The 14,561-nt window shown below is 57.9% G+C and carries 16 protein-coding genes; 10 read left to right on the forward strand and 6 right to left on the reverse strand.

Features of this window, described 5'->3' with window-relative positions; translation table 11 throughout:
* Window positions 1-114: 114 nt before the first annotated feature.
* The gene (locus H6F59_RS21950) at window positions 115-1,869 is read right to left on the reverse strand and encodes an NFACT family protein (RefSeq protein WP_190705676.1); all 1,755 of its coding nucleotides are present in this window, start codon (window positions 1,867-1,869) and stop codon (window positions 115-117) included.
* A 318-nt stretch (window positions 1,870-2,187) separates the two neighbouring features.
* On the opposite strand from H6F59_RS21950, the gene remA reads away from it, so the two are divergent.
* From remA to metK, 3 genes are all read left to right on the forward strand, one after another.
* On the forward strand, window positions 2,188-2,451 hold the full coding sequence (gene remA / locus H6F59_RS21955) for an extracellular matrix/biofilm regulator RemA (protein WP_017298145.1): 264 nt from the start codon (window positions 2,188-2,190) through the stop codon (window positions 2,449-2,451).
* 186 nt (window positions 2,452-2,637) lie between these two features.
* A complete protein-coding gene (locus tag H6F59_RS21960) occupies window positions 2,638-3,084 on the forward strand; it encodes a SufE family protein (protein ID WP_073606828.1) in 447 nt (148 codons plus the stop codon).
* Window positions 3,085-3,219: 135 nt separating this feature from the next.
* The gene (gene metK / locus H6F59_RS21965; protein ID WP_190705678.1) at window positions 3,220-4,374 is read left to right on the forward strand and encodes a methionine adenosyltransferase; all 1,155 of its coding nucleotides are present in this window, start codon (window positions 3,220-3,222) and stop codon (window positions 4,372-4,374) included.
* A gap of 100 nt (window positions 4,375-4,474) precedes the next feature.
* Here the strand turns inward: metK and H6F59_RS21970 are convergent, their stop codons facing one another.
* Together H6F59_RS21970 and pgl are read right to left on the reverse strand one after the other, a co-directional pair.
* Window positions 4,475-4,912, reverse strand: a complete 438-nt coding sequence (locus H6F59_RS21970; RefSeq protein ID WP_190705681.1) for an FHA domain-containing protein — start codon at window positions 4,910-4,912, stop codon at window positions 4,475-4,477.
* Between the two features lie 194 nt (window positions 4,913-5,106).
* Window positions 5,107-5,862, reverse strand: a complete 756-nt coding sequence (gene pgl, locus H6F59_RS21975) for a 6-phosphogluconolactonase (protein ID WP_190705684.1) — start codon at window positions 5,860-5,862, stop codon at window positions 5,107-5,109.
* A 226-nt stretch (window positions 5,863-6,088) separates the two neighbouring features.
* On the opposite strand from pgl, the gene H6F59_RS21980 reads away from it, so the two are divergent.
* The 3 genes from H6F59_RS21980 to H6F59_RS21990 are packed head-to-tail and all read left to right on the forward strand — an operon-like array spanning window position 6,089 to window position 7,760.
* Complete coding sequence (locus H6F59_RS21980; RefSeq protein WP_190519478.1) at window positions 6,089-6,391, forward strand: urease subunit gamma; 303 nt, start codon at window positions 6,089-6,091, stop codon at window positions 6,389-6,391.
* Window positions 6,392-6,399: 8 nt separating this feature from the next.
* On the forward strand, window positions 6,400-7,458 hold the full coding sequence (locus H6F59_RS21985) for a S41 family peptidase (RefSeq protein ID WP_190705688.1): 1,059 nt from the start codon (window positions 6,400-6,402) through the stop codon (window positions 7,456-7,458).
* Entirely contained in the window at window positions 7,455-7,760 is a 306-nt protein-coding gene (locus H6F59_RS21990; RefSeq protein WP_190519487.1) for an urease subunit beta, read from the forward strand. The genes H6F59_RS21985 and H6F59_RS21990 overlap by 4 nt, the downstream gene beginning before the upstream one ends.
* A gap of 286 nt (window positions 7,761-8,046) precedes the next feature.
* On the opposite strand, the gene H6F59_RS21995 is transcribed toward H6F59_RS21990, so the two are convergent.
* The 3 genes from H6F59_RS21995 to H6F59_RS22005 form a co-directional block, all read right to left on the reverse strand.
* Window positions 8,047-8,436, reverse strand: coding sequence for a PIN domain-containing protein (locus H6F59_RS21995; RefSeq protein WP_190705692.1), 390 nt, complete (start codon window positions 8,434-8,436; stop codon window positions 8,047-8,049).
* A complete protein-coding gene (locus tag H6F59_RS22000; RefSeq protein WP_190705695.1) occupies window positions 8,423-8,668 on the reverse strand; it encodes an AbrB/MazE/SpoVT family DNA-binding domain-containing protein in 246 nt (81 codons plus the stop codon). Before H6F59_RS22000 ends, H6F59_RS21995 begins: the two co-directional genes overlap by 14 nt.
* Before the next feature lie 112 nt (window positions 8,669-8,780).
* Window positions 8,781-11,582 (reverse strand): cation-translocating P-type ATPase, encoded by a 2,802-nt coding sequence (locus tag H6F59_RS22005; RefSeq protein ID WP_190705698.1) that lies wholly within the window; start codon window positions 11,580-11,582, stop codon window positions 8,781-8,783.
* Between the two features lie 126 nt (window positions 11,583-11,708).
* On the opposite strand from H6F59_RS22005, the gene H6F59_RS22010 reads away from it, so the two are divergent.
* The 4 genes from H6F59_RS22010 (at window position 11,709) to H6F59_RS22025 (ending at window position 14,352) form a co-directional block, all read left to right on the forward strand.
* Complete coding sequence (locus H6F59_RS22010; RefSeq protein ID WP_190705703.1) at window positions 11,709-12,512, forward strand: DUF3153 domain-containing protein; 804 nt, start codon at window positions 11,709-11,711, stop codon at window positions 12,510-12,512.
* A 194-nt stretch (window positions 12,513-12,706) separates the two neighbouring features.
* Complete coding sequence (locus H6F59_RS22015) at window positions 12,707-13,054, forward strand: lipopolysaccharide assembly protein LapA domain-containing protein (RefSeq protein ID WP_190519497.1); 348 nt, start codon at window positions 12,707-12,709, stop codon at window positions 13,052-13,054.
* A gap of 88 nt (window positions 13,055-13,142) precedes the next feature.
* Window positions 13,143-13,400, forward strand: coding sequence for a hypothetical protein (locus tag H6F59_RS22020; protein WP_190705706.1), 258 nt, complete (start codon window positions 13,143-13,145; stop codon window positions 13,398-13,400).
* Between the two features lie 85 nt (window positions 13,401-13,485).
* Window positions 13,486-14,352 carry a segregation/condensation protein A gene (locus H6F59_RS22025; RefSeq protein ID WP_190705709.1) on the forward strand — a complete coding sequence of 289 codons (867 nt, stop codon included), beginning with the start codon at window positions 13,486-13,488 and terminating at the stop codon, window positions 14,350-14,352.
* Window positions 14,353-14,561: the final 209 nt, after the last annotated feature.

Genomic DNA, 14,561 nt, shown 5'->3' on the forward strand with positions numbered 1-14,561 from the left:
AAGCCAACTTTCTTGCTGGTGCATTCGCGAAGCAATGCACCCTACAGTGGCCTGATTTAGAGCGCGATCGCATCCCTCAACCTTCACAACTGGAATCTCTCAGCTCACGCTTCCCTAAGCCTCTACAGGTTCTAGCGGTTTAGCCTGCTGCTGCTCAACCCGGCGAGGTTGGCCCCAGATTACCGTTTCCTGCTTGTAAATCACCATACCGGGCCGCGCTCCCTTGGGCTTATAGACATGGCGGGGCTGAGTATAGATCACCGGCACCTGGTCGGCGTGCCGGGCGCGGCTGAAATATGCAGCTAAGTCGGCTACGTAGGCCAGGTCGCGATCGCTGGGCACCTGCCCAGCCCCCAGCCGCAGCAGCACGTGGCTACCAGGAATTTCCTGGGTGTGAAACCAGAGGTCGTAGTCGGTAGCCACCGTTGAGATCAGCAGATCGTTTTGGCGATTGTTGCGGCCCACTAGCACCGGCAGGCCATCGGGAGTCTGCAGGCGACGGAAGCCTTCATCATTGGCCTTGCGATCAGTGGGGCGATAGTCGGGCGAGGCCATATAGTCCTGCTGAATCAGTTCGTTGCGGATGTCGATCAACGCCTCCAGATCCGCCGGTTCGTCGTAGGTAGGAATCTGGGTCAGGGCCGCCTCTACCTGCTCTAGGTAGGCCAGTTCGGCTTGTACCTCGGCGAGCAGCGGGGCCACCGCATCCTTCGCTCGCTTCAGTTTTTGGTGCTGTTTGTAGAGGCGCTGGGCCTGCTGAATCGCTGTTTTGTCAGGGTCAATGGCGAGGGTGACGGGTTCTCCGGTGTCAAAATCCTCCACCGTGAGCTGGGTGAGACCGGGCTGCCACTGGTGGCTGTAGGTCATCAGCAGATCGGCCTGCTGGCGGTACTGGTCGGCCTGGGCCGACTGATCGAGGCGCTGCTCAAAGGTGTTGGCCTTAAGTCGCAGCTTATCGAGCACGCCCTTGAGCCGCTGCTGAATCTGGTTTTTGAGGCGATCGAACTGCTGTAGGGCAATCTCGCGGCCATAGTACTTATCCAGCAGCTGATGCACATCCGCCACCGGAGCCACCCCTTCCCAGTCGAGCACGGTGTAGCCGCCCTCGGCCCAGCCAGGATAAAACTCGCCCTTCTCAAGACAGACCAGCCAACGCTGCCAGGCCTCAAACAGGCGATCCCAGTCGCTTTGAGTCAGGCTTTCGGCGGCTTGGTCAGGGGCTAAGCGGGCGGCAGAGAGCAGCGATCGCACCAGCGACGAACTCAGCCCCCCGTAGCTCTGCATCAGCATTTTTTTGAGCGTAGTGGGCACCAACGTCACCTGCTCCTGCCAAGCATTCTGGGATTCTTGCCGGCTGGGCAGCGTATTCATGATGGCTGGGGGCAGCACGTAGGCGTCGCCAGTTTGAATAGGCCGAACCCGCGACTGCTGATCGCTCACCTGGTGGGCAGCCGTAACAATCTGGTTTTGGGCGTTGGCCAGAATGACATTGCTGTACTTGCCCATAATTTCAACGTACAGGTGCCACTGGGGCGGGTCGCCGGGGCGAGGGCCAAACTGCAAATCGATCGCCCGCTCCCAGGGGGCCACCGGGGCGATCGCCACCAGCGCCAGCTGGCTAATCTGGTGCTTCAACTGCTGGCTAAAGGTGAACGTATCCTGCCCCTTGGGTGGCGCGTCGCCCAGGTGCAGCCGCGCCGCCTGGGGGTGCCAGGAGATCGTCAGCCAACCGCGGCGATCGAGGGTTCTGAGCGCCAGCGCCAAGGTGGTCGTGTCAATCTGCACCACCGTCTCGCAGCGGGCAGGCACCCAGTCGGTCTCAAGGCTGTGGCACAGGGCCATCAGAGTAGTAAAGTCAACCGGCTGCACAATACAATCCTCCAGGCTGAGACAGGGTAAGCAGGGCACCCCAAGGCTAGGTTAGCCAGAGATACCCAAAAAAGGGCTAAGAAGACCCGATTGGGCTGCCTTTAGGTCGAGGGATGTAGCCCAAGGAACGAAAACGCCAAAAACCTAAAATTTCGCCGGATATTCACCCTCAGCACCAGACGGATTCGTTAGTATGGCAATAAGTCATCTGGGCTCAAATGTAGAGCATAGTGCCAAAAAGCCCCGGGTTTTCTGGCTAGTCGGGGGTTAACCCTGGCGTTAGCACCAGCACCTCCCGTTATCGCCCTTCTATATATTATGGACATTAAGCTCATCAATATTGGCTTTGGCAACATCGTATCGGCCAATCGGGTAATTGCCATTGTTAGCCCTGAGTCTGCCCCCATTAAGCGCATTATCTCTGATGCCCGCGAGCGGGGGCAGCTAGTCGACGCCACCTACGGTCGCCGCACCCGTGCCGTCATTATCACTGACTCAGGCCACACCATTCTTTCCGCCATTCAGCCCGAAACCGTTGCCCACCGCTTTGTCAGCGGCAAAGATAGCGACGGCAAAGCGTAGAGAGATTTGGGGAGTAAGGGAGTGATGGGGTAGGGAGTAGGGGGAGTGAGGCTAGCGTACATAACGGCTATATAGAATCCTCTTTTGGCCCACCCTATCACTCCCCTACCCCATCACTCCCCCGCCTCCACCCCATCACTCCCACTTGATAGACTACTCAAGAAACGTCTCCCCACCCGCTGCGCCATGCCCGCCGATCGCCCCGAGTCTATTGAGAAAATTGTGGCCCGCTTTCAGAAGGCCGCTGACCCTAAGCGTCGCTACGAGCAGCTGCTGTGGTTTGCCAAGAAACTCGACCCCCTGCCCGAGGAGTACAAAACGCCGGACAACAAGGTGCCAGGCTGTGTTTCTCAAGTATTCGTAGTAGCTGATTTAATTGACGGCAAAGTAGTTTATCAAGCCGACTCTGACGCTCAGATCACCAAAGGGCTGGTAGCTCTGCTGATCAAAGCTCTCAATGGTCTTACCCCCGACGAAATCGTCACCCTCACCCCCGACTTCATCAAAGACACTCAGCTCGATGTCAGCCTGACACCGTCGCGGGCCAATGGCTTCTACAACATCTTTAAGACCATGCAGCAAAAGGCTCGGGGACTGCACGATGGGGCGGCACCGGGGGCGCTGCTGAGCTAAACTCAGCCCCGCTCTAACCAGGGCAAACGATCCACAACTCTGGCACTTCGTCAAACTTTGGTAAACTTTGGAATGCGATTCAGCCTCGGTTGAATTCTGCCTGCATTCCTTCTGCCACTGGTTGGGCCTAATTCCATGAGCGAGTACAGTATTTTCACCTCTGAGTCGGTGTCTGAAGGCCATCCCGACAAAATGGCCGACCAGATTTCCGATGCCGTTTTGGATGCCATTCTCAAAGAAGACCTGCATGCCCGAGTAGCGGTCGAAACCTTAGTTAAGACCGGCATGGCCGTCATAGCTGGGGAAGTGCGCACCAACACCTATGTCGATCTAGAAGACATTGTCCGCAATGTAATTCTGGCCATTGGCTACGACAGCTCCGATGTAGGCTTTGACGGAGCCTCCTGCGCGGTGCTTAACGCCATTGGCAAACAGTCCTCTGACATCGCCATGGGCGTCGATGTGGCCACCGACAAAGATCTGGGCGCAGGCGACCAGGGGTTGATGTTTGGCTACGCCACCAACGAAACCGATACCCTTATGCCCGCCCCAATTTACTACGCCCACCGGCTGGTAGAGCGGCAGGCCTACCTGCGTAAACACGGCGTGTTGCCCTGGCTGCGCCCCGATGCCAAGAGCCAGATTACCCTGCGCTACGAGCATCTAAAACCGGTGGCGGTGGAAGCGGTGGTGCTCTCGACCCAGCACGACCCCGATATTTCTCAAGCTGACATCCGCGAAGCGGTGATGGAAGAAATCATTAAACCGGTGCTGCCCAACAGCTGGCTCCACGCCGATACCCAATATCACATCAACCCCACAGGGCAGTTCATCATTGGCGGCCCCGTCGGCGACTGCGGCCTCACCGGGCGCAAAATTATTGTTGATACCTACGGCGGCATGGCTCGCCATGGTGGCGGCGCATTCTCGGGCAAAGATCCCACCAAGGTCGATCGCTCGGCGGCCTATGCCGGGCGCTATGTTGCTAAAAATATTGTGGCGGCGGGCCTAGCCGAGCGCTGCGAAATTCAGGTCTCCTACGCTATCGGAGTGGCTCAGCCCACCTCGATCTCAATTAACACCTTTGGCACGGGCAAGATTTCTGACGGGGCGATCGCAGAGCTAGTGCGCAAACACTTTGACCTGCGCCCCCAGGGCTTAATCGACATGCTCGATCTGCGTCGCCCAATTTATCAGCAGACGGCTGCCTACGGCCACTTTGGTCGCGAGCTGCCCGACTTCACCTGGGAAAAAACCGACAGAGCTGACCTGCTCAAGACCGCTCTTTAGAGCCCGGCTCAAGCGGGTAGGACACAAAGGCGGGGGGCGGTCAGTTTGACCGCCCCCCGCCTTTGTAATTGCGTTCCTAAACTGAGAAAACCTTCACCTTCTACTGGTTGATGACGGTGGTTTGGTGGGGCAGAGCGCGTTCTTCGTCGTGGGGCTCGCTCTGGGTGCCGTGGTCGTGGTCTTTAAGGTCTTCGGTGCGGCGACGGCTGAGCAATTCCTTGAGGGGGTCGCGCTTTTCTTCAGACATGTGAATTTGAATGTTAGGCCCCGATCGCGCCAGGCGAATCACAATGCCATCTTCTACAGGGACTTCGGTAATGCGACGACCATCGAGATAGGTACCGTTGGTACCGATGCTTTTCACCGCCCAGCCATTGTCGGTGCGGTGAATTTCAACGTGGTGGCGAGAGACCACAGCGCTGTATAGAACCACGTTATTATCGGTCGATCGACCAATGCGAATCACCGATTCTTGATCAAAAGACCAGCTCTGCACTGGAGTTTTGTGGAGAGGATGGAGCAGCGAGAGGGTAATCACATTACTCAATCAAAAACGATCCCTGTAGTGTCTAATCATAGAAGAGTCTGACGAAGCCCAACCCCCATTTTAGGATTCTCAGCCGCTGACGGTCGGCAGACGCCATTTATCTCCAGGACTGTCGAGCAGCCTGCTTAGATAATAGTTCAGCACCGCAGCAATTCAGAGAGGAGTGAAACCCCTGGTTGAAAGCTTTAGTTAGGGACCATTGCTGCCAAGTCAAGGTCGCCCACCGCTGAGCGATCGAGCAGCCAGCGCAGTTCTCCCTGGGGGCGTACCATCCGGGAGGGATAGGCCTCGTCGTCGCCATCGGTCGCAAAGACTTGGCTTAGGGCAGCCTGCTTGTCGGACCCGGCCACCAAAAACATGACCCGGTGGCTGTGGTTAATCAGCGGGGCGGTAAAGGTGAGGCGAGGGTCGATGCCCTTTTGGCCCACGGTAATCAAGCGATCGTTGACCCCCAGCGCCTCGGTGTGGGGAAAGAGGGAGGCCGTGTGGCCGTCATCGCCCATACCCAACAAAATGAGGTCAAAGCGGGGCACCTGATCGGGGCCAAGGCCCTGAAGCCCGCCAAAAATCGACTTGACCATCGCCTCGTACTGGCGGGCCGAGGCCGCTGGATCCCCCTCTAGGGTAGGGGCATAGAGAATGTGATCGGGTGGAATGGGTACCCGGTCGAGCCAGGCAGCCTTGGCCATGCCCCCGTTGCTATCGGGGTGGTCGAGGGGCACATAGCGCTCGTCACCCCAAAAAATGTAGAGTTTTTCCCAGGGCAGATCTTGCTCGGCCAGGCCGCTGTAGAGGGGTTTGGGGGTGCTGCCACCAGCCAGGGCCAGGGTGCAGTAATCGTGGTCGGCTACGGCGCTGTGGATGGCCTCGACCACCAGGGCTAGGGCCCGCTGCACCAGGGCAGGCTTGTCGGACAAGATCTCAAGCTGCGGCGCGGTCATAGGCAGGGGTTACCAAATAGGGGTTCTAGCGGGTCTTGGGGGCTAGATGTTAGAACGTTTTGATTGTTTCTCACCAGCAGACTAACGTAGTTATTACCCTGGCGCCGATGGCTTAAGCTTTAATTTTGAAGCCAGAACTCAATCAGGTGAAGGCCTTGGTTGACAAGCCGCCCAAAACCTTGAAAGCTTACGGTTAGCTCTGTACCCTGCGATCGCATCTTGCCCCATGCAACTGACCCCCCAGGAAAAAGACAAGCTGCTAATTTTTACCGCTGCCCTGGTGGCCGAACGCCGTAAAGACCGCGGACTGAAGCTCAACCATCCCGAGGCCGTTGCCTACATTTCTGCGGCCATTTTGGAGGGGGCGCGCGATGGGCGCACTGTGGCCGACCTAATGAGCTACGGCACTACCTTGCTTAGCCGAGCCGAGGTCATGGATGGAGTGGCGGAGATGATTCACGACGTGCAGGTGGAGGCTACCTTCCCCGACGGCACCAAGCTAGTTACTGTTCACGAACCCATTCGGTAGGGCAATCCATGGCTGTTTCTGGCTCTAACCCAGGGGATATTGTGCTAGATGCTGAGGCGATCGAGGCCGTGCTGGGAGCCCTGGTCACCCAGCTCGATGCCTACGTGTTTCCAGAGGTGGCAGAAAAAATTCAGAACGACCTTGAGCAGCGCTTAGAGGCAGGAGGTTACGGCGACTTGACTGGCGGGCAGCAGCTGGCCGATACGCTAACGGCTCAGCTTCAGCAGATGAGCGGCGATCGCAACCTGCGCCTGCATTTCAGCCCTGCCCCTTTGCCCCACCTGGAGCCTGACACAGCGCCCGACGCCGCCGAGATCGAGCGCCAGTACCAGGCCAGTCGTCGCCGCAATTTTGACTTCAATAAAGTTGAGCGTCTGCCGGGCAACGTAGGCTACATTCAGCTTTTTAGCTTTGAGCCGCCAGAGTTTGCCGGCGCCACCCTGGCCGCTGCCATGACCCTGGTGGCCCATACCGACGCCCTCATCTTTGACCTGCGCCACAACCAGGGGGGCTCCCCAGCTACAGTGGCGCTGCTGTGCAGCTATCTACTTCCCGCCCATCCACCCGTTCACCTCAACGACTTGTACTGGAGCGAGACCGACGAAACCCACCAGTGGTGGACGGTGCCCTACGTGCCGGGGCAGCGCTACCTCGACAAGCCCGTCTTTGCCCTCACTAGCCCTGAGACCTTTTCGGCGGCGGAGGAATTTGCCTACAACCTGCAAGTGCTGAAGCGCGGAGCCGTGGTGGGCGAAACCACGCGCGGCGGGGCTAACCCAGGGCGGGGCTTTCGCCTGCACGACCACTTTTGGGTGTTTATGCCCACGGGCCAGGCGATCAACCCCACCACCGGCAGAAACTGGGACGGTACAGGGGTGGTTCCTACCGTCAAGGTGCCGGCAGAAACCGCCCTCGATACGGCCCATTTGATGGCCCTCAACCACCTGCTAGAGGCTGAGCCTGAGGGCGTGGCTCGCCGTGAGCTAGAGGAAACCCTGCCCAGAGTTGAGCGATCGCTTCAGCAAAAGCGCCAAGACTTAATTGCCAACCTAGGAGGCCCGTCATGATTCCCGGAGAACTATTGCCCGCCGAGGGCGAAATTGAGCTGAACGCGGGCAAAGAGACGGTAACGCTGGCGGTGGCCAATACGGGCGATCGCCCCATTCAGGTTGGCTCCCACTTTCACTTTTTTGAGGTGAATGCGGCGCTGAGCTTCGACCGCGACCAGGCCCGGGGTATGCGGCTCGATATTCCTGCCGGTACCGCCGTGCGCTTTGAGCCGGGCGATGAGCGCGACGTAACTTTGGTGCCGTTGGCTGGGGAGCGACGGGTCTACGGGTTTAATGCCCAGGTCGAAGGGGCACTGTAGTCCCTAATTGTAGGCATTTACCATGATGAAGATACTCGGGTTATCTCCCCTGCCTCCTTTAGAAAAATGGGGTAAACAATTGTGCTTGTGATGGCGGATATTGGGGAATTTTCTGCAAGATGACCTGATTGTTGACCTTCCCCATGCCTCACGGCTCTGTTGGAGCTTTAAAGGCATAGGGAAGGCGATTTGAGGAAGAATTAATGATCGAAATCAGCGGTGGTAGACAGCCTTGGGAACACATCAGCATTGTGTTCCCATCACCACGCAGCGTTAGCTAGAGACGCTAATCCAAGCACTGAAATCCCTTTTCTCCCTTCAACTTACCGTCGAAGCTTGCGGTTTCTGTACAACCCGCCTGCCGAGAGACGGCTCCAATCAGGTAATCAGAAAAATCTGCTTTGCCCTGTTTATATCGCTGAAGGGCTTGGTCAAGGGTTGAACGGTTTTCAAACTCAAAGGCAGCGCTGTGGAGCATTGCCTCTAGAATATCGACCACTTCAGTTTTCTGAAAGCGATATTTGGCGCCTCTAAGCACCCAAACGAGTTCGCACAAAACGATGTTGGCAATAAAGCAGGGTTGGTTTTGCTGAATGACCTCAGAGGCTTGCTGCCATTGCGGCTCGTGGTCACGGGTAAGGTAGCGAACCAGGATGTTGGTATCAAGCCCAATCATTAGCTCCCTCAGAAACGGCAGCATCCATGTCATCTTGGGTAGCGGGGGAGGTATTAGGCCGACGCAGGATGCCTGACAAGGTTTCTATGGCAACGGTGAGGGGAAAGATTTTGACCTGGCCGCTTTCGTCAATGACGAACTCGACCCGACTGCCGCTGACGAGTTTGAGATGCTGCCGAATTTCGTCAGGCAAAGTTATCTGCCCAGTGTCGGTGACAGTGGTGCTGAACATAGCGAAAAGAGGGAGGTTTACTACTATTTTAGTGGAGCTTTAGTGAAGCCAGCCGGAGAGGCAAGGGCCTTGGTCAGGCCCATGATGTAGAGGGGTGATTGAGTGAATAACGCTAGTCCCTCACGACTTTGCCTCGGATGCGGCGGTAGATTTTTTCGGCTTCGACCCAGACAAACAGCAGGGTGCTAAAGCCAAAGCAGATCAGCAGTTCGAAGGAACTAAGCAGGTGGGTGCCAAAGAAATTCCGCAGGGGCTCTACGTAGATCAGCATGAGCTGGAGCACGCAGGTGAGAAGCACAGCCCCCAGCACAAAGGGGTTTGACCAGGGCGACATCTCTATCGTGAGGCGACTGCCAGAGCGCACGGCGATCGCATGGCCCATCTGAGCCAGACAGAGGGTAGTAAACACCATCGTCTTCCAGCGATCGGGGTCGCCGCCCTGCTGGGCGTGCTGGTAGGCCCACACCATCATCGACACCGAGATAATGGCAAACACAATGCCTATGCGCAGCATATAGGCCCCTAGCCCACGGGCAAAAATGCCCTCCTGGGGGTCGTGGGGCGGCTGCTCCATCACGTCGGGTTCGGCGGGTTCTACCGCCAGGGCCAGGGCCGGGAAGCCGTCAGTGACCAGGTTCATCCACAAAATTTGCAGCGGGCTCAGGGGCACATCCAAAATCGGTAGCAGCAGCGGCGAGAGGGCAATGGTAAGCAGTTCGCCAATGTTAGAGCCGAGAATGTATTTCACAAACCGGCGAATGTTGGTGTAGACCACCCGACCCTCTTCGGTGGCGGCGACGATGGTGGCAAAGTTGTCGTCGAGCAACACCATGTCACTGGCCTCTTTGCTCACGTCGGTGCCGGTAATGCCCATAGCAATGCCAATTTCGGCCTGTTTGAGGGCTGGGGCATCGTTGACGCCATCGCCGGTCATGGCGACGATTTGGTGGTCTTTTTGCAGAGCTTTGACAATGCGGAGCTTGTGCTCAGGCGACACTCGGGCGTAGATATTGACCTCTTTGACCACGGCCTCTAGCTCGGCCTGGCTCATGGCTTCCAGCTCAGCGCCGCTGAGAGAGCGAGCATCGGCATCGGCAATGCCCAGGTCTTGGGCGATCGCCATAGCGGTCAGCTGGTGGTCGCCGGTAATCATCATGGGGCGAATGCCAGCGACCCGACAACGCTGCACCGCCACCCGCACCTCGGGCCGCAGGGCGTCGATCATGCCCACCAGGCCCAGCCACACTAGATCTCGCTCGGCCAGATCGGGGTCGCCCTCATTGGGCACGGTGGTGATGGAGCGATAGGCAAAGCCCAGTACCCGCAACCCCTGGGCAGCCATAGCAGCACTGTCGGCCAGAATGCGCGATCGCGTCTCCTGATCCAGCTCAAACTGCTCTGTCCCCTTCAGGCCGCTGGTGCAGCATTCAAGCAGCATTTCTGGCGATCCCTTGGCCAGCATGAGGTAGGGGGCGTTAGCCAGGGCTTTGGGCAGGGTCAGATCGGCGGCGAGGGCATGTACGCCGCTAAACACCACGCTCATGCGCTTGCGCTCTGACGAAAAGGGAAACTCTACGACCCGCTGCAATTCGTGGCCCAGGCGATGGCGATCGAGGCCGCTTTTAGCCGCCATCACTACCAGGGCTCCCTCGGTGGGGTCGCCCATGATTGCCCAATCGCCCCCCTCCTTTTGCAGCACAGAATCGTTGCACAGCAGACCGTCTACCAGCAGCAGACCAACGTCGGTTACCTGGCGAGGGTCTAACGGCTGCCCTTCACTGACAAACTCACCCTCAGGGGCGTAACCCTCCCCAGTAATTTGCAGCGATTGGGAGAGGGTGCGCACCCGCTGCACCACCATTTTGTTTTGGGTTAAGGTGCCGGTTTTGTCAGAGCAAATCGTGGTGACAGAGCCCAGGGTTTCCACCGCAGGCAGGCGACGAATGAGGGCCTGGCGGCGCACCATGCGCTGGGTGCCAATCGCTAGGGTGACGGTAATCACCGCCGGCAGGCCTTCGGGCACCACCGCCACGGCCATACTTAGGGCCACCTCTAGCAGACGTTCAAAGGCTCCCCAACCGCCAAAAAACACGCCAGCGCCTACGACGATCGCCACTAGGGTCAGCGACCCGCTAACCAGCACATTGCCCAACTGGGTCATACGCTGCTGTAGCGGAGTGGGCTCGGTTTCAACCCCTTGCAGCATGGCGGCAATGCGGCCCAGCTCGGTTTTCATGCCGGTGCCGGTTACCAGTACGCGACCTCGGCCCTGCGCTACCTCCGTGCCCTGAAACACCAGGTTCTTGCGATCGGCTAGGCTTGTATCAGCCGCCAGGGTGCGAGTAGCCTGTTTGTTGACCCCTTGGGCTTCGCCGGTCAGGGCAGACTCGCGCAGCTGAAGGTTGCTGGCCTCTAGCAGACGACCGTCGGCAGCCACCTGGTCACCGGCTTCGAGCAGCATAATGTCGCCGGGCACGAGATCTTGGGAGGGCACCTCTTGCAGGCGTCCGTCGCGCTGCACCCGCACGCTGGGCGACGCCATTTGCTTCAGGGCAGCTAGGGCTTTCTCAGCCCGGCTCTCTTGCAGATAGCCCAGCACGCCATTGAGAATGACGATCGCAAAAATCGCGATCGCATCCTTAGGAAATTCTTGATCTCTATAGGAGAGCACCCCCGACACTACCGCCACCGCCATCAACATCAGCAGCATGATGTTAGTGAACTGGTCGAGCAGAATGCGCCAGGCGGGGCGGCCGCCAATTTCTTCTAGCTCGTTGGGGCCGTACTTTTGGCGGCGATCGAGCACCGCTTGAGCCGTAAGGCCGGTATCGTCGTTGCTGTCTAACTGACGCAAAGCCTGGTCGATACCAACCGTATGCCAGGCGGTCGTAGAGGCTGGGGAAAGGTCATTCATACAACGCTACCGGCTACGTTGAATCTATGGCTCTAATGGTATAGCTTTGGCCAGAGCTATGAAACTGGGCACAAAGATTGATTTTGAGTGATTTTGGCACATAGCGCAGGGGCTTACCGAAGGCTAATGAAACCTATTCGAATTATTCTGAGGCAATTCGCGAAGCGACCTCTCCAGAAAACGCTGCTGCTGCTGCTGCCCCTGCTACTGAGCGGCTGCCTGCGCTACGACCTCACCCTGCGCTTTGACCACCAGAGCCACGGCCAACTATCGCAGACGATTGCTCTGAGCGATCGCGGTGCCGCCCTGGCCCAGCCCACCCTCGAACCTTGGCTGGAGGATCTGAAGGTGCGATCGCGCCCCCTCGGTGGCCAACTCAGCCAAAGCCCGCAGGCTATTACCCTCACTGTGCCCTTTGGTACCGCCGCCGACCTGGGCGATCGCTTTCAGCAGCTCTTTGCTAGTGCCACCGACTCAGATATTGAATCCGTCCCTGCCGAAGAACTGTCCCTCCCAGACCGTCCTACCTACCTACAACTGCCCGGCTGGGAGCCTGTCCCCTTTACCTTAGACATCGACCAAACCAACTGGCTGCTGGCCAGCCGCACCCACCTCACCTACACCCTCGACCTGAGCCAGCTACCCCCCAACCAGGATGATTCGGCTGATTTGGCCCCTTGGGCTGACCTGCACTTTCGGCTGCAAGTGCCCTGGGGCCTAGCCCAACTTGCTCCTACTGCCACCCCTCCTACCCAGCAAGACGCCACCGGAGCCACTTGGCAGCTTGAGCCAGGCCAGATCACCTCTATTGATGCCACCTTTTGGTTGCCCAACGCGATCGCCCTCGGCACCCTCGGCATAACAGCCCTAGTGCTCGCTGGCTATGGCCTCCGCTATCGCATCTTCAAACCCAAGATCCCCACCCCCTAAGCAAGCCCTCACCCTTTTTCCTTCGACTTCATAGAGCCGCTAGGCCAACAGAACCCAAACTCCCTCACCTTCCCCATCTTCCTCATCTCTTGACTTTATTCACCTCTCATTTCCTAAAAACCTTTACCCAAAAACAAAACTTGCCTGGTTAAATAGACCTAGCGATTTTGACTAGCGATGGGAGGCCCAGAGCCATGAGGCAGATAAATTTCGTCGTTATCTTTGTGATTGCCCTAGCCCTGGTGCTATTTGGCATTGAGAACACTGAGCGGGTACTAATTCACATTGCTCCTGGCCTGGATGTAGAAGCTCCGCTGTGCGTCGAGCTAATTATGGCTATGGGCATCGGCGCGGTGTTTGCCTGGGTGTTTAGCGTTTGGGCGCAGGTGCAAGGCTACATGTCCTTTGGCAAGCAGGTGCAGCAGCGCGAAATTCGCATTCAGGAACTGGAGCAGGACGTGCAGCGCTATCAGGTCAAGCTCGAAGAACAGAGCCTGCTGCTGCCCGCCGCTCAGGTCGAAGATGGGGAAGCAGTTGCTTAGGTAAGGCCAGCGGAGCCGGAGGGGTAGGCAAGATCGTCATTGACCTCAGTTGTTATGATTTAGCTGATGTTGTGCTAGAAAAAGCGTCATGATGTCTAGCGACGATGACCCTACTCAGATTGCTCAACGCTCACCCCTCAGGTGGGCCTCGCGGTTTGCCGGGGGTGCTGCCCTAGGCGCTTTGCTAGTTGCGCTGCCGCTCTCCTACGGCTCTCCATTCAGCCTTGAGCCAATACAAATCGCCAAGGCCGGTTTCGTGATCCTCGGGTGCGGGGCAACGGCGACAATCTGGGGCCAGGCGGTAATCAATGCGGTAATAGAGTCGTTAGGTAAAACGGGCCTTTGAGCTATCATGGGCCGATAGCCGCGTCATGGCGACTTAGACAGCGGGGGCTGTCTAGCGATCTCTAAGCTTTTGCACCGCCCGATCTATGTCATCGTCCCTGGCTCAAACTGCGATCGCATTTCTCATCGACCTGGCCGATCAGGGCGAAATCGACCCGTGGGATGTCAAGGTGATCGATGTGATCGATCGCTTCCTATCGCTGCTCAAGAGCCAGGCCGAAGCCTTGGCCAGCCAGGGCCGCACCCCCTACGAAGCTAATCTATCTGAGTCGGGTCAAGGATTTCTTTACGCCTCCATGCTGGTACTGCTCAAGGCCGACACCATGGTGCGGGCCGAAGCTGAAGCCGAGGCCGAAGCTAACCCCGAAGAGATCTGGGAAGAAGAATTGCCCGATTTGGTGCCCCTGCCCCGCAATCTAGAGCGGCACCTGCACCGTCGCGCCGTCGCCCCTATTCCCCAACGGCGGCAGGTCACGCTCCACGAGCTGATTCAGCAGCTCGAGACCATGGCCACAGTGATGGCCGACCACACCCCGCGCCTGCGGGCACGACGCGCTCGACCCCAGCCCCAGCGCCAGGCCGTGCGGGCGATCGCCCAGCTAGCCCACCAAGAAAACCTCTCTGAAATCGCTGCCGCCCTCGAAGCCTTCCTCGATCAGTACTGGGACGAGTTGGGCGAAGACACCCTGTGGATCGACTTTGAGCTGCTGCTAGAGCACTGGCCCCAGTTTAAGCCCGCCGATCTCGAAGATGCCCACGACTTTGATACCCCCCACGCCGCCGCCGTCCACGAAAAGGTGGGCGTGTTTTGGGGGCTGCTGTTTCTCTCGGCCCAGTCGAAGGTAGAGCTGGGTCAAGATCAGTTCTACGGCGATTTACGGGTCAGAAATCTTAATCGCGCCCCTCTCACCGCAGCAGAGGCCGAACTGCCGGCCTTTATTCTGCCTGACTAAGACGAAGAAGCAGTGACGAAGATCACCGTTTCTAAGAATGCCGGGCTATTTTAAAGGAAAGTGTAAGAACTCGTTGAAGGTTAATGGGTTACCAGTGCTCTGGTTTGGGGCGCTGTTAGCATGACCAAGTGCAATTGCCCTAGGTTGACGTTATTTCGAGCTTTTTCTAGTTAGTCGGTTATAACCCTCACTAGAAAAACCGCTCTACA

Origin of the sequence: Nodosilinea sp. FACHB-141 (assembly GCF_014696135.1) — a bacterium.
GTDB lineage: Bacteria > Cyanobacteriota > Cyanobacteriia > Phormidesmidales > Phormidesmidaceae > Nodosilinea.